We start from the raw sequence: 18,886 nt of genomic DNA on the forward strand, positions 1-18,886 counted from the left end.
CGGTCAGATTCCTTGTTCGCTGAGCCACAGGTTGAGGGCCGCCAGTTGCCACAGCTTCGAGCCGCGTAACGGTGTCAATTGCCCCTGTGGATCAGTCAGTAGACGGTCGAGCATCGCGGGGTTGAACAGGCCGCGATCCTGGCTGGGATCAAGCAGCAGTTCGCGCACCCATTCCAGCGTATCGCCCTGCAAATGCTTGAGGCCCGGCACCGGGAAGTAACCTTTCTTGCGGTCGATCACTTCACTGGGAATCACTTGTCGCGCGGCTTCTTTCAAGACTTGCTTGCCGCCGTCCGGCAGTTTGAAACGCCCCGGAATCCGTGCCGAGAGCTCCACCAGGCGGTAGTCGAGAAACGGCGTGCGCGCTTCCAGGCCCCAGGCCATGGTCATGTTGTCGACCCGTTTGACCGGGTCGTCCACCAGCATCACCGTACTGTCCAGACGCAAGGCCTTGTCCACCGCCGTATCGGCACCGGGCTGGGCGAAATGGGCTTTGACGAAGTCACCGGCGGCGTCATTCGCGGTCAGCCATTTCGGTTGCACGGTGGCGGCGTAGTCGTCGTAACTGCGGTCGAAAAATGCTTCGCGGTACGCGGCATATGGATCGCTCGCGCCGTCCACTTGCGGATACCAGTGGTAACCGGCGAACAGTTCATCGGCGCCCTGGCCGCTCTGGACCACCTTGCAATGTTTGGCCACTTCCCGGGACAACAGGTAGAAGGCGATGCAGTCGTGGCTGACCATCGGTTCGCTCATGGCACGGAACGCGGCGGGCAGTTGTTCGATGATTTCCTTTTCGTCGATGCGCAGTTGGTGATGTTGCGTGCCGTAGTGTCGGGCGATCAGGTCCGAATACTGGAACTCGTCCCCGCGCTCGCCACCGGCATCCTGGAAACCGATGGAGAAGGTCGACAGATTGTCCACGCCGACTTCCCGCAACAGGCCCACCAGCAGACTTGAGTCGACGCCGCCGGACAACAGCACGCCGACATCCACTGCCGCGCGTTGGCGGATGGCGACCGCTTCGCGGGTGCTGTCGAGCACACGGTCGCGCCAGTCTTCGAGGGTCAGATCCATCTCATCGGCGTGAGGGCCATAGGGCAGGGCCCACCAGGTTTTCTGCTCGGTGCGGCCATCGGCTTCGATGCGCATCCAGGTGGCCGGCGGCAGTTTTTCGATGCCCGCCAGCAAGGTGCGCGGTGCCGGGACCACGGCGTGGAAATTCAGGTAGTGATTGAGCGCCACGGGATCGAGGATCGGGCTGATGTCGCCGCCCTTGAGCAATGCCGGCAATGCCGAGGCGAAGCGCAGGCGCTGGCCGGTGCGCGACAGGTACAGCGGTTTCACGCCGAGACGGTCGCGGGCGATGAACAGGCGTTGGGCATCGCGCTCCCAGATGGCAAAGGCAAACATGCCGTTGAGTTTTGGCAGCAAGGCTTCGCCCCAGGCGTGATAGCCCTTGAGCAAGACTTCGGTGTCGCCACCGGAATAGAAGGCGTAACCCAGGTTTTCCAGTTCCGCGCGCAGTTCCGGAAAGTTGTAGATCGCCCCGTTGAAGGCCAGGGACAAGCCCAGTTGCGGGTCGATCATCGGCTGCGCCGAGCCGTCCGACAGGTCCATGATTTTCAGGCGCCGATGGCCCAGGGCAACCGGTCCCTGGCTATGAAATCCCCAGGCGTCGGGGCCGCGAGGGGCCAGGTGGTGGGTGATTCGTTCAATGGCTGCAAGGTCTGCAGGTTGGTGATCAAAACGTAACTCGCCAGCTAATCCGCACATAAATTCCTTACCGGTTTTTCCGTTGGGGAGGGTCGATCGATACCGCACCGAAACAGCGGGTGCTCAGAAAGTGACCCTCATCGGTAAGGGGAGTTTTAGATCGATGAGTTATATGCGCGACTGGCCACGGCCGAATCGCCCGGTGAGGGCGACTTCGGCTGCTGTATCGACTACTTGCCCCGGATCAGGCGCCGCAGGGCAAACCGGTTGGGGTGACAGGCTTCAGCCACACTTCTGGGCAACGGCAGGGGTTCGTTGTCCAGCCAGGCTGCCAGCAGTTCTGCGGACAGCGGCGCGGTGATCAGGCCGCGCGAGCCGTGACCGCTGTTGATGTACAAACCGTCAAGCCATGGGCATTCGACGTCCGGTACCTGCCGTGCGTCCTTGCTTAGTGCTGCATACACCTGAGTGAACACCTGGGTATCGGCCAGCGGGCCGACGATTGGCAAGTAGTCGGGGCTGGTGCAACGAAAGGCAGCGCGACCCTGGAGACTTTCAGGCGCAAGTTTATCGGCCTGTAGACGCTCGACCAGGTCGTGGGAAATCTCTTCGAGCATGGCCAGGTTGCCCAGGTGTTCTGCCGTGGTCGGCGTCAGGTCATCGCTCTTGAAATCGAAACTGGCTCCCAGGGTATGTTCGCCCAAGCGGGCAGGGGCGACATAGCCTTCGGCACATACCACGGTGCTCAGTGCCTGGCTTTGCGGGGTTTGCGCCAGGCGGGTGATTTGCCCGCGAATGCGTTTGAGCGGCAACTCGGCGCTTTCGGGGAAACGCTGGATTTCAGCCGCGCCGGCGAGTACCACCACGGGGGCGTCGGCAAGCAATCGATCGCCGTCCCAGGCTTGCCAACGGCCTTCAACCTTGCGCAGTTCCAGCGCATCGTGATGGGTGAGCAGTTGAATCTGTGGATGCGCAGCCTGCCACTGGCACAGCGCCGGTGGGTGGACCCAGCCGCCTTCGGGATAGAACAGGCCTCCCTGTGCCAGCCCGATACCGGCCACGGCCTGTGCCTCGGTTTGATCCAGCAGGTGCAACAAGTCCGCCGCAAACGCCGCGGCCAACTGCGCCTGACGCTCGGCCTCCTTGGCATTGAAGGCCAGTTGCAACACGCCGCAATCGTCCCAGTCGCGGCCCCGTTGCAAGTGTTCGAGCAGGCGTCGGGTGTAGCCGAATCCGCTGACGATCATTTGCGACAGCGCCGTGCCGTGGGCGGATAACTTCAGGTAGAGCACGCCCTGCGGGTTACCCGAGGCTTCCCGGGCGATGTCGTCGTGGCGCTCCAGCACTGTCACTTGCCAGCCCCGCGCGGCGAGGCTGGCGGCGCTGGCACAACCGGCCAGGCCGGCACCGATCACCAGTGCCTGGCGCTCGCCGGTCAGCGGAGTTGGGCGGGCGAACCAGGGTTTATCCAGGGCCGGAGCCGGCGTTTCCTGGGGCCAGCCGAGGAACTCGCCGCGCAGGATCTCCCATTTGTGGCCGATGCCGGGGGTGCGTTTCATCTTGAAGCCGGCGGCGTTGAGCAGGCGCCGCACCCAGCCGGTGCTGGTGAAAGTGCTGATGGATGCACCGGGAGCGGCCAGGCGAGCCAGTTCGGCAAACAGTTCGGCGGTCCACATGTCGGGGTTTTTCGCCGGGGCGAAACCGTCGAGGAACCAGGCGTCGATTCGGGCATCGAGTTGCGGCAGTTGCTCCAGTGCATCGCCGATCAGCAGCGTCAGGGTCACGCGGCCGTGGTCCAGCGTCAGGCGCTGAAAGCCCTGATGGATGGCCACGTATTGCTCCAGCAGTTGATCGGCAAACACCTTGAGTTCCGGCCACAGCGCCAGGGCCCGCTGCAAGTCGGCCGGGCTCAGCGGGTACTTCTCGACGCTGACAAAATGCAACCGCGCACCGGCCGCGGCGTGTTGCTCGAACACCTGCCAGGCGCACAGGAAATTCAGCCCGGTGCCGAACCCCGTTTCCCCGATGACCAGCCGCCCGCCTTCGGGCAAGGCCGCAAAGCGCTCCGCCAAACGGTTCTGTTCGATAAAGACGTAGCGGGTTTCGTCCAGCCCCGACTGGTCGGAGAAATACACATCGTCGAACACTCGCGAATACGGGCGACCTTGGTCGTCCCAGTCGAGTTGGGCGTGGGGCAATACAGGTTTCATGGCTGGCTCGGCAACGGCAAGGCCGCCATTCTAGCCGATCGCAGGCGTGGTGCTTGATCCGTGGCAAGACATGCATTGGCCGAGGACGGGAAAATCCCTGCTGGCCTTCAGTTCAATCCGCTAGTCTTGCTCACATCTGGAAGGGAGCCGCTCATGTTTGAATCCGCCGAAATCGATCACGCCATCGACAAAGAAACCTACGACGCCGAAATCCCGGCCCTGCGCGAAGCGTTGCTCGAAGCGCAATTCGAATTGCAGCAGCAACGCCGCTTTCCGGTGATCATTTTGATCAATGGCATCGAAGGTGCCGGCAAGGGTGAGACGATCAAGGTGCTCAACGAGTGGATGGACCCGCGCCTGATCGAGGTCCGCACCTTCGATCAGCAAACCGACGAAGAACTGGCGCGGCCCCCGGCCTGGCGGTACTGGCGGATGCTCCCGGCCAAGGGGCGCATGGGGATTTTCTTCGGCAACTGGTACAGCCAGATGCTGCAGGGACGGGTCCATGGCGAGTTCAAGGATCCGCGCCTGGACCAGGCGATCAACGGCGCCGAGCGCCTGGAAAAGATGCTTTGCGACGAAGGTGCGCTGATCTTCAAGTTCTGGTTTCACCTCTCCAAGAAGCAAATGAAGGCACGCCTCAAGGCGCTGGCCGACGATCCGCTGCACAGCTGGCGCATCAGCCCGCTGGATTGGCAGCAGTCGCAAACGTACGACAGGTTCGTGAAGTATGGTGAACGGGCGCTGCGCCGCACCAGCCGTGACTATGCACCCTGGCATGTGATCGCCGGAGCGGATGCCCACTATCGCAGCCTGGCCGTGGGACGGATTCTGCTGGCGGGCCTGCAAGGCGCATTGAAGCGACCGAAGATCCATCCGGAAAAGGTCAGCGCCGCGCCAGTGTTCCCCAGTGTCGATCAAGTGAACCTGATCGACAGCCTGGACCTGACCCTGCAGTTGGACAAAGAAGATTATGAAGAACAGCTGATCACCGAGCAGGCGCGGTTTTCCGGGTTGATGCGTGACAAACGCATGCGTCGCCACGCGTTGGTGGCAGTGTTCGAGGGCAATGACGCGGCCGGCAAGGGCGGGGCGATCCGCCGGGTAGCGGCAGCGCTTGATCCGCGCCAGTACAGCATCGTGCCGATTGCCGCGCCCACCGAGGAAGAACGGGCGCAACCGTATCTGTGGCGTTTCTGGCGGCACCTGCCGGCCCGGGGCAAGTTCACCGTGTTCGACCGCTCATGGTATGGCCGGGTGTTGGTGGAGCGCATCGAAGGTTTTTGCAGCCCGGCGGACTGGCTGCGTGCCTACGGTGAAATCAACGATTTCGAAGAGCAGCTCACCGACGCCGGTGTGATCGTAGTCAAGTTCTGGCTGTCCATCGACAAACTGACGCAACTGGAGCGCTTCGAGGCGCGCGAAAAGATTCCCTTCAAGCGCTTCAAGATCACTGAAGATGACTGGCGCAACCGTGAAAAGTGGGACGATTATCGCGGGGCGGTCGGCGACATGGTCGACCGTACCAGCACCGAGATTGCGCCATGGACCCTGGTGGAAGCCAACGACAAGCGCTGGGCACGGGTCAAGGTGCTGCGCACCATCAACCGGGCGCTGGAGCAGGCTTTCGAAAAAACCGACCGGCATGAACGCAAGCGCAAGGACAAGGATTGAGGTCATGGTTACGCATACGCGAGGTGAATGATCGTCGCGGTCGGTGAAGGGCTGGACTTATGCTCGATCCACTCTCAACCGATAACAACAATGAGGTATGCCATGCGTGAAGTGGTGATCGTCGACAGCGTGCGGACCGGCCTGGCCAAATCCTTTCGCGGTAAATTCAACATGACCCGCCCGGACGACATGGCGGCACACTGTGTCGATGCGCTGTTGGCGCGCACCGGAATCGATCCGGCGAGCGTCGAGGACTGCATCGTCGGCGCCGGCTCCAACGAAGGCGCCCAGGGTTTCAATATCGGTCGCAACGTCGCGGTGCTCTCGCGCCTGGGCATCGGCACGGCCGGCATGACCCTCAACCGGTTCTGTTCCTCGGGCTTGCAGGCGATCGCCATTGCCGCCAACCAGATCGCTTCGGGGTGCAGCGACATCATCGTCGCCGGTGGCGTCGAGTCCATCAGCCTGACCATGAAAAGCGTCAACACCGACAACCTGATCAACCCGCTGCTCAAGGAACAGGTGCCGGGCATCTACTTCCCGATGGGCCAGACTGCTGAAATCGTCGCGCGTCGGTACAACGTCAGCCGTCAAGAGCAGGACCTATACGCGCTGCAAAGCCAGCAGCGCACCGCAGAGGCTCAGGCCGCCGGGCTGTTCACTGATGAAATCGTGCCGATGGCGGTGAAGTATCGCGTCGAAGACAAGGCCACCGGTCAGGCACAGATCCTCGACGGCATCGTCGACCGCGATGACTGCAACCGCCCGGACACCACCCTGGAAAGCCTGGCCGGATTGAAACCGGTGTTCGCCGAAGATGGCTCGGTCACGGCGGGCAACTCTTCGCAGTTGTCTGACGGCGCGTCCATGACCCTGGTGATGAGCCTGGAGAAAGCGCTGGAACTGGGGCTCAAGCCGAAAGCGTTCTTCCGTGGTTTTACCGTCGCCGGTTGCGCGCCGGACGAAATGGGCATCGGCCCGGTGTTCTCGGTACCGAAACTGCTCAAGGCCAAAGGCTTGCGGATTGACGACATCGACCTGTGGGAACTCAACGAAGCGTTCGCCTCGCAATGCCTGTACAGCCGCAACCGCCTGGAAATCGACAACGCCCGGTACAACGTCAACGGCGGTTCGATTTCCATCGGTCACCCGTTCGGCATGACCGGTTCGCGTCAGGTCGGGCATCTGGTTCGTGAATTGCAGCGACGCAATTTGCGGTATGGCATCGTCACCATGTGCGTGGGTGGCGGGATGGGGGCGACCGGGCTGTTTGAAGCAGTGCGTTAATTTTCATTGTTTTGTGTGACTTCTCAGATCGCATTCGTCGGAACGCCGCCCGGAGCAAGCCCGCTCCCACATTCAACCGTATATACCTTGAGTACTCGGTCAAATGTGGGAGCGGCGGTGCGACGATTCGACTTGCTCGCGAATGCAGACGACGCGGTTTACCGGCTCATCCATAGCCCCTCAAAGATTACGACCCGCACAGTTTCATTCGCGGCCAGACTGAAACTGTGCCTGTGTACGCTACCGCTGCGAGCCTAGAATGACGACTCTTGTCAGTTGGCGTTGGGGTTCACATGCACATTTCATCGGGTCGCTGGGGTTACGGTCTGTTCCTGGCCTTGTTGACCGCGTTGTTGTGGGGAATCCTGCCGATCAAGCTCAAGCAAGTGTTGCTGGTGATGGACCCGGTGACGGTGACCTGGTTTCGCCTGCTGGTGTCCGGCGGCTGCCTGTTCATTTACCTGGCGGCCACCAGGCGCCTTCCCAGTCGCAAAGTGCTCGGTCCTCGTGGTGGCTGGCTGGTGCTGATGGCGGTGCTCGGCCTGGTCGGTAACTATGTGCTGTATCTGATGGGCCTGAACCTGCTCAGCCCCGGCACGGCGCAACTGGTGGTGCAGATGGGCCCGATCATGCTGCTGATCGCCAGTCTGTTTGTGTTCAAGGAGCGTTTCAGCCTGGGGCAGGGGATTGGCCTGCTGGTGCTGCTGATCGGCTTTGCGCTGTTTTTCAACCAGCGCTTGAGTGAGTTGCTCACGTCGCTGACCGACTACACCGCCGGCGTGCTGCTGGTGCTGCTGGCGTCCACGGTCTGGACCTTCTATGCCCTGGGGCAGAAGCAATTGCTGACGGTGTGGAATTCGCTGCAGGTGATGATGGTGATCTACCTGTTCTGCGCGGCGCTGTTGACGCCATGGGTGCATCCGCTCGAAGCGTTGCAATTGAACCCCTTGCAGGGTTGGTTGCTGCTGGCCTGCTGTCTCAATACCCTGATTGCCTATGGCGCGTTTGCCGAGGCCCTGGCCCATTGGGAAGCCTCTCGGGTCAGCGCGACGTTGGCCATAACGCCGTTGGTGACCTTTGCCGCGGTTGCCATGGCGGCGTGGCTTTGGCCCGACTATGTGCATGCCGAGACCATCAATGGCCTGGGATATGGCGGTGCGGTGCTGGTGGTGCTGGGGTCGGCGCTGGTGGCGTTGGGGCCTTCGTTGATTGCCGGGCTGAAGGCGCGGAAGTTACGGATGGCCTGAATATCAAAAGATCGCAGCCTGCGGCAGCTCCTACAGGGATAGGCATTTACATGTAGGAGCTGCCGCAGGCTGCGATCTTTTCGCTTCACTGCAAATCTCAGCCCTTGGCCCCAGCCTCCAGCATATTTTCCGGCCTCACCCACGCATCGAACTCTTCGTCAGTCAGATACCCGAGCTGCAGCGCCGCCTCGCGCAAGGTCAGGCCTTCGCTGTAGGCCTTCTTGGCGATCTCCGCTGATTTGTCATAGCCAATGTGCGGGTTGAGCGCCGTCACCAGCATCAGGCCACGCTCCAGGTGTTCAGCCATTTTTTCCGCATCCGGCTCCAGACCGGCCACGCAGTGCTGCTGGAAGTTGCTGCAGCCATCAGCCAGCAAACGGATCGATTGCAGCAGGTTATGGATGATCACCGGTTTGAACACGTTGAGCTGCAAGTGGCCCTGACTGGCGGCAAAGCCGATGGCGACGTCGTTGCCCAACACCTGGCAGGCCAACATCGACAGCGCTTCGCACTGGGTCGGGTTGACCTTGCCCGGCATGATCGAACTACCCGGTTCATTGGCCGGCAGCCTGACTTCGGCGAAGCCGGCGCGCGGGCCGGAACCCAGAAGGCGCAAATCGTTGGCGATTTTCATCAGCGTCACGGCGAGGGTTTTCAGCGCCCCGGACAGCGTGGTCAGCGGCTCATGGCCGGCCAGCGCGGCAAACTTGTTCGGTGCCGTGATGAACGGCAATCCGGAGAGGGCGGCCAATTCCGCGGCGATGGCCTCACCGAAGCCGTGGGGTGAATTGAGCCCGGTGCCGACGGCCGTTCCGCCCTGGGCCAGCTCGCAGACCGCGGGCAATGCGCTGCGGATCGCCCGCTCGGCGTAATGGAGTTGGGCAATGAAGGCCGATATTTCCTGTCCGAAGCTGATCGGTGTCGCATCCATCATGTGCGTACGGCCGGTCTTGACCAGTTTCATGTGGCGGGCGGCCAGCTCGGCCAGCCCGCCGGACAGTTCGCTGATCGCCGGCAGCAAGTGCTGTTGCACCGCCTGGACGGCGGCGATGTGCATGGCGGTGGGGAAGCTGTCGTTGGAGCTCTGGGAGCGATTGACGTGATCGTTGGGGTGCACCGGGGACTTGCCGCCACGGGGGTTGCCGGCCAGCTCGTTGGCGCGACCGGCGATCACTTCGTTGACGTTCATGTTGCTCTGGGTACCGCTGCCTGTTTGCCAGACCACCAGCGGAAACTGGTCGTCGTGTTCGCCGGCGAGCACTTCGTCGGCCGCCTGCTCGATCAGGCGGGCAATATCGGCGGGCACGTCGCCGTTGCGATCATTGACCCGTGCCGCGGCTTTCTTGATCAGCGCCAAGGCATGCAACACGGCCAGCGGCATGCGTTCGTTGCCGATGGCGAAGTTGATCAGCGAGCGTTGTGTCTGAGCGCCCCAATAGGCTTCATCCGGGACTTCAACCTGGCCGAGGCTGTCGGTTTCGATACGGCTCATCTTGCTCACTCCTGTAGGTCCGATTGCGCAGTTTAGGCCGTGATCGACGGCCGTGGTTCCATCAGTCTGAATTTGACCATTGAACCCCTCTAAATCAGGTGCGACAAGGCTTGGGGTTGAGCGACACACTTTTTTAGGCGCAGAATGGACGCCCTTGGGGTCTTACCTCGCCAGCTAGAAAAGGAAACTCGATGACTCGTCTTCGTGCCATCTGTACCGCCGTTGCTTTGGTCTGCGCCAGCGGCCAGGTTTTTGCCGACACCGCCAGCCATAACGCCAGTGCCGAGGCTTTCCTGACCATGGCGCACGCTGACAAACTGGGCACCCCGGTGTACATGCAAGTACAGCAGATGTTTGCCCAGCGTTTCGAACAGACCAAAGCCCCTGAGTCGAAAAAGGCCGTGCTGGAAACCTACCAGGCCAAGGCCAACGCCGCTCTGGACCAGGCCATTGGCTGGAACAAGCTGAAGCCGGACATGGTCAAGCTCTACACCACCAACTTCACCGAATCCGAGCTCAAGGACCTGGTTGCGTTCTACCAGTCGCCACTGGGCAAGAAAGTCCTGGAAAAAATGCCTCAGCTGACCCAGCAATCGGCCCAGATGACCCAGGCCAAGCTGGAAAGCGCGGTGCCGGTGGTCAACAAGCTGCTGGCTGACATGACCGCCGAGCTGACGCCGAAAGATGCGGCCGCCCCAGCCAAGAAAAAGCCTTAAGCGGAGTCCGGTATGACCATGCAACAACGCATCGAATCGACGCTGGGCCTGCTTCAGCCCGAGCATCTGCAAGTGCTGGATGAAAGCCACATGCACAGCCGTGGGCTGCAAACCCATTTCAAGGCCGTGGTGGTCAGTACGCAGTTCGAAGGCCTGAACCGGGTCAAGCGTCACCAGAAGGTCTACGGCACGCTCGGCGAGCTGATGGGAGAGTTCCATGCGTTGGCGCTGCATACCTACACGCCAGAGGAATGGGCCCGGATCGACGCGGCTCCGGCCTCGCCGACCTGTGCCGGTGGCAGCAAGCACTAAGCTCAAAAGATCGCAGCCTGCGGCAGCTCCTACAGGAATACGCATTCCCATGTAGGAGCTGCCGCAGGCTGCGATCTTTTTTGTTAGAATGCCCAACGCGCCGCTAACCCGGCGCGTTTTTTTTCGCATCCGGTTCACCCCTTACGAGGGTAGCCACCTGGAGATTTACCCATGACACAACAGATTGTCGTGGCGGCACTGTATAAGTTCGTCACCCTGGAAGATTACGTCGCCCTGCGCGAGCCTCTGTTGCAAGCGATGGTCGACAATGGCATCAAAGGCACCCTGCTGATTGCCGAAGAAGGCATCAACGGCACCGTGTCCGGCAGCCGCGAAGGCATTGACGGGCTGATGGCCTGGCTCAAGAACGACCCGCGCATGGACGACATCGACCATAAAGAGTCGTACTGCGATGAGCAGCCGTTCTACCGCACCAAAGTCAAACTCAAGAAAGAAATCGTCACCCTCGGCGTGGAAGGCGTGGACCCGAACAAAAAGGTCGGCACCTACGTCGATCCGCGGGACTGGAACGCCCTGATCAGCGACCCGGAAGTGTTGTTGATCGACACCCGAAACGATTACGAAGTCTCGATCGGTACCTTCGAAGGCGCCATTGACCCGAAAACCACCAGTTTTCGCGAATTTCCCGACTACATCAAAGCTAACTTCGACCCGGCCGTGCACAAGAAGGTCGCAATGTTCTGTACCGGAGGCATCCGCTGCGAGAAGGCGTCGAGCTACATGCTCAGCGAGGGCTACGGTGAGGTTTTTCACCTCAAGGGTGGCATCCTGAAGTACCTCGAAGAGGTGCCGCAGGAAGAAACCAAGTGGCAGGGCGACTGCTTCGTGTTCGACAACCGCGTGACCGTTCGTCACGACCTGAGCGAAGGCGATTACGATCAATGTCATGCCTGCCGCACGCCGGTGAGCGTGGAAGACCGCGCGTCCGAGCATTACGTGGCCGGCATCAGTTGCCCGCATTGCTGGGATAAGCTGAGTGAGAAGACCCGTCGCAGCGCGATCGACCGGCAGAAGCAGATCGAACTGGCCAAGGCTCGTAACCAGCCTCACCCGATCGGCTTCAACTACAAGCAAGCATCCTCCGAGGCCTGAACCATGTCTGCGCGCCTGCTCTATGTGATGGACCCGATGTGTTCCTGGTGCTGGGGGTTTGCCCCGGTGGCCAACGCACTGGTCGAGCAGGCGCAAGCCGCGGGTGTGGATGTGCATCTGATCGTGGGTGGTTTGCGCACCGGTAGCGGTGCGGCGCTGGAGCCGACCACCCGCCGCTACATCCTGGAACACTGGCAGGCGGTCACCGAGGCCACCGGCCAGCCCTTCAAGTTCGAGGGCGCGTTACCCGATGGCTTTGTCTACGACACCGAGCCTGCCTGCCGGGCACTGGTGACGGCGCGCGCACTGGCGCCGGATTGCGCCTGGAAGTTGCTCGGGCTGATCCAGCATGCGTTTTATGTCGAAGGCCGGGACGTCACCCGCGCCAGCGTGCTGGTGGAACTGGCCGAGCAGGCCGGCGTGCCGCGTATCGAGTTCGCCGCCGCTTTCGACCGTGCCGACATGCACACGGCGACTGAAGCCGATTTCACCTGGGTCCAGGACCTGGGCATTGCCGGTTTCCCCACTCTGTTGGCCGAGCGTAACGGCCAACTGGCGTTATTGACCAATGGCTATCAGCCGTTGAGCGAGTTGTCCGCGCTGCTCGGCCGCTGGCTGGAGCGTGCTGCCTGTGCATGACTTGCCTGATGATGTCGCACCCGCTAAACGTGTCGACCGTCTGAGCTGGGCGGAAATCCGCCGCCTGGCCCTGCATCACAAGAAATCCCTGTGGATCGCCAACGGCGTGGCCGTGCTGGCGACCTTGTGCAGCGTGCCGATCCCCTTGCTCCTGCCGTTGCTGGTGGACGAGGTGTTGCTGGGGCATGGTGATGCCGCGCTGAAGATCATGAACCATGTGCTGCCCGAAGGCTGGCAGAAGGCCGCGGGTTACATCGGGCTGATGCTGGTGGTGACTTTGACCCTGCGTTGCTCGGCGTTGCTGTTCAACGTGGTGCAGGCGAAATTATTCGCCGGGCTGGCCAAGGACATCGTCTATCGCATTCGCATACGCCTGATCGAGCGTCTCAAGCGTATCTCCCTGGGCGAGTACGAAAGCCTGGGCAGCGGCACGGTGACCACGCATCTGGTCACCGACCTGGATACGCTGGACAAATTCGTCGGCGAAACCCTCAGCCGTTTCCTCGTGGCCATGCTGACCCTGGTCGGCACGGCGGGCATTCTGATGTGGATGCACTGGAAACTGGCATTGCTGATTCTGCTGTTCAACCCGCTGGTGATCTACGCCACGGTGCAGTTGGGCAAGCGGGTCAAGCACCTGAAGAAACTCGAGAACGACAGCACTTCGCGCTTTACCCAGGCACTGACCGAAACGCTGGATGCCATCCAGGAAGTTCGCGCCGGCAACCGCCAGGGGTTTTTCCTCGGTCGCCTGGGGCAACGCGCCCGGGACGTGCGTGACTATGCGGTGAATTCGCAATGGAAAACCGATGCGTCGAACCGTGCCAGCGGTTTGCTGTTCCAGTTCGGCATCGATATTTTCCGGGCTGCGGCGATGCTCACCGTGCTGTTTTCCGACCTTTCAATCGGCCAGATGCTCGCGGTGTTCAGCTACCTGTGGTTCATGATCGGTCCGGTTGAGCAACTGCTGAACCTGCAATATGCCTACTACGCTGCCGGCGGTGCGCTGTCGCGGATCAACGAACTGCTGTCCCGGGCCGATGAGCCCGAATACCCGGGCGGCGTCGACCCTTTCGCCGGTCGCGAGACGGTCGGGCTTGAAGTACAAGGGTTGAGCTTCGGTTACGGTGATGAACTGGTCCTGAACCAGATGAATCTGTCTATCGCCCCCGGCGAAAAGGTCGCGATCGTCGGCGCCAGTGGCGGTGGCAAGAGCACGCTGGTGCAACTGCTGCTGGGCTTGTACACGCCGTTGGCCGGAACGATTCGTTTCGGCGGTTCGACCCAGCAGGAGATCGGCCTGGAAACGGTGCGGGAAAATGTTGCCGTGGTCCTGCAACATCCAGCGCTGTTCAACGACACCATCCGGGCCAACCTGACCATGGGTCGCGAACGCAGTGACGAGGCCTGCTGGCAGGCACTGGAAATCGCCCAATTGCACGGCACCGTCCGGGATTTGCCCAATGGCCTGGACAGTATCGTCGGGCGTTCCGGGGTGCGGTTGTCCGGCGGGCAACGTCAACGCCTGGCCATCGCCCGGATGGTACTGGCCGAACCCAAGGTGGTGATCCTCGACGAAGCCACCTCCGCGCTGGACGCCGCCACCGAATACAATCTGCACCAGGCACTGGCGCGTTTCCTGAGCAACCGCACCACGTTGATCATCGCCCATCGTCTTTCGGCGGTAAAACAGGCTGACCGTGTGCTGGTGTTCGACGGCGGGCAAGTTGCCGAAGACGGCGACCACCAGCAACTGATCGCCGAGGGTGGGCTGTACGCCAAGCTGTATGGGCATTTGCAGCGGTTGTAATTCAGGACCACAACACTTTCAACGCGTCTGCCCCGCCGTCATGGCCGAACTCTTTCATCACCATGGAACATGACTCGCAAGGGCGCATGGTCGTGGCGATGTCCACGGAGCGCAGCTCTTCGGAGTCGGGGTACTTCTCGCGAAGCACGCGGATCAGCTTGCTTTCGCTGTCCAGTGACGTCGGGCGGGCGGCCATTGACGGATGGTATTTGCCGATGTTCTTGATCGTCAAAGGCACGGCCAGCAGGTTGCCTTCGGTTGTCACGTCCAGCGACGTCTTGGGAAACGTCAGACTGTAATCAATGTTGATGTAGGTCGTATCACCGATCCGTACATGGTTGGCACCCAGATGACGGAACAATGGTAGTCGGGTGGTGGAGCCCCGGGCGCCCGACACGCTGACATAGACCTCGCGTTTACCGTTCGCGGTAGTAACGTCGGCATAGGCAATGTTCCTGGCATTAAACGGGCGTTCGTATCTGGGCAACAGGTTTTGCAGTTTCTGCATCGCGCTGTCGATTCGCAATGCAGCATCCGCATTCCTGGGGTTGATGGTCGGCGACAGGAACAGGGTATCGAATACTTCTGCCGTTTTTTGCCGCAACGCCTGGGAAGCCTCTTTGCTGCGAGTCCACGATGCAGCGCCTTCCGGCCGCTGCGCGACAATCATTCGGGTCCGGTGATCGTACATCAAGGCCTCTCCGGGGCTGGTGTCCACGTTCAGCCACTTCATGTTCGCGGGTGGATTCGAGGTGGTGCCGAGGGGGATGGCGATGGTTTCCATGGTGGTCATGGCGCGTTCGATGTCTTCGAGCTTGTGGATGCGCGCGTTGTTGTTGGCCATCAACCCGCCTTCGTACACGGTCAACAACTCTGCCCCGAGCGTTCCTTCGGCCATCTCGGCGGGTTGCAGGCGCTTGAAAGTCAGCGTAACAGGCGGTTTCTGGCCTTTGGGAATCGTCGTCATGTAGAAATCCAGGGTATTGACCCGGAAAAACGCATAATCGGCAGACTCATCGACAGCAGGCACGAGAACCGCGCCGACCCGTTGCGAATCGTTGAGCCCGTCATACGTCCCGTCAACTTTGATGCGTGCAAAAATGCCTTTGCGAAACTGCAGCGTGGCCTGGGTCTGCTGCCTTGGCACCAGCCTGCCGCCCGGGATGCCCAAACGGGCCAGGTTTCCGGTAAACAATGTCGGTCTGTCGTCCACGATTCGATAGAGCTTGGCATCGACCGCCAAAAACGAACCTTCATGACCTGGCAATGCCGCGGCGTCGGATATCCGGTCGCCAAACCAGGGTGCATAACCCTTGGATTTGTCGATCGTGCCAATCGGCGGTGTGGGTGACGGTTCGCCACTCACATAGCTCGCACGACAATCGCCGGGACTGTCCGGTGCGCGGCTTGGTCGGCACGGTATCCGTGACCAGAGGCTGCTGTCATCGATCATCTCGATGCGGCGCAGTTCTTCGCCATCCAGGCGGTAGGGGACGTCGTCGATGAAGACGGTTGTGCGCCCATCGATGTCGAACTGGTAGCGGGCGTGCGCCTGTTCCGGGAGCTCGACGAAGACCAGGTCGTCGGTTTTTTTCACGCTGTCATAGCTTGAGCGACCGAGTGACAGTTCGTGGTGCTGCGGCGTGAGCCGGGGGCCATAGGGGCGGGTGGACAGCGGGTCAAGCAAGTAATGGTGGCCGTCGATCTTTCGCACCGGAACATCTTCGATGCCTTTGACAATGCCCAGTCGGTCGGTATCCACCAGCGGTTTCCAGCGTCCCGGTTCGGTCGCCTGGGGCAGGCTGCTGACAAAGTCATAGCTATCGGCCTTGCCGGCGAGTTTTTTCAATTGGAACATCGCCCGTTTTTCCAGATAGACGACTGCACGTCCGGTGCCTTTTACGCCCCTGCCAGCGAGCCGCAGCAGATCCACTGAGCCGTCCAGGGGATTGAGGTTCTTCAAGCTCGAAGTCAACAGTTTGCCGGACAACCGCACCATTCGCGGCAGCGTCGAGCGAATCCCCAATCCGCCGGTTCGCACGGCCAGCCTGATGCTTCCTGCGGCGAACTTACCCAAGGGAACTGCAAATGACACGATGTCGAGCACCAGGCCGATTGCGCCGAGAACGCGATCACCGAATTTGTCCGATTGAAGGTCTTCGATGCTACCCCAGAATGGTACGAATCCCTTGAGGTTGTGAAGCCAGTGTTTTTTGTCGCGGTCGCGTTCGAACTGCGTGACTCCCAAGGCTTCGCGACGGAGCTCCTGTTCATCAGCATAAAAAAGGTGGGTTGCGATAAAGGACGCGATTTGCCGCGTACGGGCAGATGTCAGTGTGAGATTGGGAGAACTGTCGTGATGTGCCGACGGCGTTAGAGTCGGGGGGAGGGCGTCGCCGAGTGGGTCAAGAATCGCGTTACAGGTGGCTCCTGGTTTCGGAGGTGTGCCGGTTGTATGGGCATCCCGATCGAATGGCAGGCGGTGTGTGCGATTGGCGATATAGAAGGCATAGTCCTCCTCGACAAGGTGGTCGACGTAATAATAATTGGCACGGACGCCACCGACCTGGGCAGTTGTCACATCGGTGCGCGGTCGTATGACGCCGGCACGAGGCAGGCATTCGTAGAAGCGCACGGCGTTCCCGTAAGTGGCTTGCAGTACAAACCCCATGCGTGACCTGAGCGGCAGCGTGTGTGCTGCGGTTTCTTCCTCGACCTTGAGTCCGGTTTCGTCCCGGAGGCTGAGCACCCTGACGTCTCCATGCTCCAGCGCCTTGCGATCGTCCCACGGCAGTGAGACCAACAGGCTTTTGATCAGGCCTTCGTAGGCTATTTTTGATTTGGCGAGGTAACTTTTGAATTGCTCGTCGAACAGAGCGTCGATATCAGTCAGGGTGCGGTTGCGTGGAAGCAGCAAGATCGGGGAAGGAGATTCGTCAGGGTTTGCCAACCCCCATTCAAACTTGCGATCAGGGGACAGCCTGATCCAAAAACTCGAGTTCTTGCCGTTGCTACTGATGTACCACTTGCGATCGGGGCTCAAGCCGCCCGACGCGTATACCTCCAGCAGCGGCCAGGTTTTCTGCGGTAAGTCGAGGGTGTCTATGATGTTGCGCTCAACGCGAATGCCCGCCCGATACAGGTTGCGCATCACGCGGATTCTCATGGGGTCTTGGGCAAGGTCGCTGGCCAATGCCGATTTCAGTTCTTGTTCCGCCAGTTTCAGGCGTTTTGGGGGCGCGACATCGAGTTGGACAATTGCCTCGTTCAACTGCGCCTTGTGGTCTTCCAGCGCTTGCAAGGCATTCAGTCTGCTTTCCTGAATATTGCCAATTTGCGCGCTCGGTTCCACTGCCCCGGTCGCCTGCGCCCAGGTCAACGCCGCTGGAACTCGCGTCAGGGCGATCAACTGGAGCAGGGCGTCGCTGGCGCCCTCGCTTTTCTTCAACGGCAGATCGGTGATTTGCTGGAAGGTCAGTCGTTGCAGCAGGGTTGGGTCCAGTGCATGAGCGAGATGGGCGCCGTGAACGAAATTGACCCAGACGATTGAAGTGGCATAGGGCAAGTCGTGAGGAATGTCGCGCACCTGAAATTCAACTGGAAAACTGGCTTGGCAGAGCCTTCCCAGCAGCGCTGTTTCGGTCGGCGTTGTCGTGCGAAGTGAATCCTCCAGGTGTTGCCGGAAGTTCTTGAGGATAGCCGCGTAGCTTTTGCCGTGGTTGGCGCGTTGTTGCAGTTGATAGCCGGCAATGCTCTGAGACGGATCGGTGTGCGACAGTTCGTACCACAGTCGCAACGCTTCCAGCAGCAGTTTTGCGCCGATCTCCGGTGCCGTTTCTTCGTCGGATTTGCTGCCGTACCAGTTGAGGGTTTCCAGCAGGCGTTTGGCCAGGTCGCGTGCCTTTGGAGTGTCGAGCAAGCGCTCAAGGCAGGCGGTGGGCTGGGTGGCCAGTTGCTGTGGTGTCATGGGGGGCGTGATCGCGCCGGCCAGGGCGTCGATGACGGAACCGGCGTCATCTGTGAGAACTTCGCTGATGACGTCGTAAATCGCAGTGTGATCATGCGGTTCTATCAGTTCACTGATTTGCAGCCCCTGCTCAAGGTTCAATCGGTGAATGGCGCATTTTTCCTCCACCTCTTCAATCAGTCGGGTCAGGGAGTTCGTGTTTTGAGCAGTTGGCAATGCGAGGCCGTAATACTTCAGGACCTGCGACAGGGGTAACACCCTGTCGGTGCGAATGTGTCCACCTATGTCCACAAGCGCTCGTTGAAAGGCTCGAATCTCGCTGGTGGAGCTTGTTACATCCTTGATTATGTGTGTAGCGACGGTGCCATCCTTGTGGGTCGTCGAGAACACACACTGATCGGCGATACCGTAGACTTCCGTCAGCAGTCCTTTAAGTGATCGAAGGTGTTTAGACAAGGCGTTGTCACCGGCCCCTTCGAACAATGCGAGGAGAAGCGTTTTCGCGCGTTCGTACTCAAGGGTCAGGGGCGAATCTGCCATGGGTGACAGGTAGTATCCACGCAGGTCCGAGGCTTTCGCCTTTACGGCTCGTAACGCGGTCAGTATTACCCCGTACTCGGCCTGATGGCCGGCATGCCGTTGAACCGGGGTGGGCGCAGCAGTTGCAGTTTGCATGAGAAGGCGGCTCTTGAATGGATGAGAG

The 18,886-nt window shown here is 60.6% G+C and carries 12 protein-coding genes; 8 read left to right on the plus strand and 4 right to left on the minus strand.

Features of this window, described 5'->3' with window-relative positions:
- Positions 1 to 3: 3 nt before the first annotated feature.
- Together ACM6G4_RS26455 and mnmC are read right to left on the minus strand one after the other, a co-directional pair.
- Positions 4 to 1,776 (minus strand): N-acetylglutaminylglutamine amidotransferase, encoded by a 1,773-nt coding sequence (locus ACM6G4_RS26455; RefSeq protein ID WP_414914932.1) that lies wholly within the window; start codon positions 1,774 to 1,776, stop codon positions 4 to 6.
- Positions 1,777 to 1,946: 170 nt separating this feature from the next.
- Entirely contained in the window at positions 1,947 to 3,926 is a 1,980-nt protein-coding gene (gene mnmC, locus ACM6G4_RS26460) for a bifunctional tRNA (5-methylaminomethyl-2-thiouridine)(34)-methyltransferase MnmD/FAD-dependent 5-carboxymethylaminomethyl-2-thiouridine(34) oxidoreductase MnmC (protein WP_414914933.1), read from the minus strand.
- Positions 3,927 to 4,079: 153 nt separating this feature from the next.
- Between mnmC and pap the strand changes: the two genes are divergently transcribed.
- The 3 genes from pap (at position 4,080) to ACM6G4_RS26475 (ending at position 8,134) form a co-directional block, all read left to right on the plus strand.
- Positions 4,080 to 5,600: a polyphosphate:AMP phosphotransferase gene (gene pap, locus ACM6G4_RS26465; protein ID WP_056727179.1), complete on the plus strand. Its 1,521-nt coding sequence runs from the start codon at positions 4,080 to 4,082 to the stop codon at positions 5,598 to 5,600.
- A 102-nt stretch (positions 5,601 to 5,702) separates the two neighbouring features.
- Entirely contained in the window at positions 5,703 to 6,887 is a 1,185-nt protein-coding gene (locus tag ACM6G4_RS26470) for a thiolase family protein (protein WP_056727178.1), read from the plus strand.
- Between the two features lie 293 nt (positions 6,888 to 7,180).
- Positions 7,181 to 8,134 carry a DMT family transporter gene (locus ACM6G4_RS26475; RefSeq protein WP_223541102.1) on the plus strand — a complete coding sequence of 318 codons (954 nt, stop codon included), beginning with the start codon at positions 7,181 to 7,183 and terminating at the stop codon, positions 8,132 to 8,134.
- Between the two features lie 97 nt (positions 8,135 to 8,231).
- Here the strand turns inward: ACM6G4_RS26475 and ACM6G4_RS26480 are convergent, their stop codons facing one another.
- On the minus strand, positions 8,232 to 9,626 hold the full coding sequence (locus ACM6G4_RS26480) for a class II fumarate hydratase (protein WP_056727176.1): 1,395 nt from the start codon (positions 9,624 to 9,626) through the stop codon (positions 8,232 to 8,234).
- A gap of 191 nt (positions 9,627 to 9,817) precedes the next feature.
- Between ACM6G4_RS26480 and ACM6G4_RS26485 the strand changes: the two genes are divergently transcribed.
- From ACM6G4_RS26485 to ACM6G4_RS26505, 5 genes are all read left to right on the plus strand, one after another.
- The gene (locus ACM6G4_RS26485) at positions 9,818 to 10,342 is read left to right on the plus strand and encodes a DUF2059 domain-containing protein (protein WP_046042584.1); all 525 of its coding nucleotides are present in this window, start codon (positions 9,818 to 9,820) and stop codon (positions 10,340 to 10,342) included.
- A gap of 12 nt (positions 10,343 to 10,354) precedes the next feature.
- On the plus strand, positions 10,355 to 10,654 hold the full coding sequence (locus ACM6G4_RS26490; RefSeq protein WP_056727175.1) for a BolA family protein: 300 nt from the start codon (positions 10,355 to 10,357) through the stop codon (positions 10,652 to 10,654).
- Between the two features lie 171 nt (positions 10,655 to 10,825).
- On the plus strand, positions 10,826 to 11,767 hold the full coding sequence (locus tag ACM6G4_RS26495; protein WP_409078915.1) for a rhodanese-related sulfurtransferase: 942 nt from the start codon (positions 10,826 to 10,828) through the stop codon (positions 11,765 to 11,767).
- A gap of 3 nt (positions 11,768 to 11,770) precedes the next feature.
- Positions 11,771 to 12,406 carry a DsbA family protein gene (locus tag ACM6G4_RS26500; RefSeq protein ID WP_056727173.1) on the plus strand — a complete coding sequence of 212 codons (636 nt, stop codon included), beginning with the start codon at positions 11,771 to 11,773 and terminating at the stop codon, positions 12,404 to 12,406.
- A complete protein-coding gene (locus ACM6G4_RS26505; protein ID WP_056727172.1) occupies positions 12,399 to 14,216 on the plus strand; it encodes an ABC transporter ATP-binding protein in 1,818 nt (605 codons plus the stop codon). Before ACM6G4_RS26500 ends, ACM6G4_RS26505 begins: the two co-directional genes overlap by 8 nt.
- A gap of 1 nt (position 14,217) precedes the next feature.
- Here the strand turns inward: ACM6G4_RS26505 and ACM6G4_RS26510 are convergent, their stop codons facing one another.
- Positions 14,218 to 18,858 (minus strand): hypothetical protein, encoded by a 4,641-nt coding sequence (locus tag ACM6G4_RS26510; protein WP_414914934.1) that lies wholly within the window; start codon positions 18,856 to 18,858, stop codon positions 14,218 to 14,220.
- Positions 18,859 to 18,886 lie beyond the last annotated feature (28 nt).

Source organism: Pseudomonas sp. IT-P258, from assembly GCF_949767825.1.
GTDB classification, from domain to species: domain Bacteria; phylum Pseudomonadota; class Gammaproteobacteria; order Pseudomonadales; family Pseudomonadaceae; genus Aquipseudomonas; species Aquipseudomonas monachiensis.

Excerpts from the sequence above, each read along its gene's own strand:
- ACM6G4_RS26495 (WP_409078915.1), top strand. The coding sequence starts at position 10,826 with ATGACACAACAGATTGTCGTGGCGGCACTGTATAAGTTCGTCACCCTG.
- ACM6G4_RS26490 (WP_056727175.1), top strand. The coding sequence starts at position 10,355 with ATGACCATGCAACAACGCATCGAATCGACGCTGGGCCTGCTTCAGCCC.
- pap (WP_056727179.1), top strand. The coding sequence starts at position 4,080 with ATGTTTGAATCCGCCGAAATCGATCACGCCATCGACAAAGAAACCTAC.
- ACM6G4_RS26510 (WP_414914934.1), bottom strand. The coding sequence starts at position 18,858 with ATGCAAACTGCAACTGCTGCGCCCACCCCGGTTCAACGGCATGCCGGC.
- ACM6G4_RS26485 (WP_046042584.1), top strand. The coding sequence starts at position 9,818 with ATGACTCGTCTTCGTGCCATCTGTACCGCCGTTGCTTTGGTCTGCGCC.
- ACM6G4_RS26470 (WP_056727178.1), top strand. The coding sequence starts at position 5,703 with ATGCGTGAAGTGGTGATCGTCGACAGCGTGCGGACCGGCCTGGCCAAA.
- ACM6G4_RS26500 (WP_056727173.1), top strand. The coding sequence starts at position 11,771 with ATGTCTGCGCGCCTGCTCTATGTGATGGACCCGATGTGTTCCTGGTGC.
- ACM6G4_RS26480 (WP_056727176.1), bottom strand. The coding sequence starts at position 9,626 with ATGAGCCGTATCGAAACCGACAGCCTCGGCCAGGTTGAAGTCCCGGAT.
- ACM6G4_RS26455 (WP_414914932.1), bottom strand. The coding sequence starts at position 1,776 with ATGTGCGGATTAGCTGGCGAGTTACGTTTTGATCACCAACCTGCAGAC.
- ACM6G4_RS26475 (WP_223541102.1), top strand. The coding sequence starts at position 7,181 with ATGCACATTTCATCGGGTCGCTGGGGTTACGGTCTGTTCCTGGCCTTG.
- mnmC (WP_414914933.1), bottom strand. The coding sequence starts at position 3,926 with ATGAAACCTGTATTGCCCCACGCCCAACTCGACTGGGACGACCAAGGT.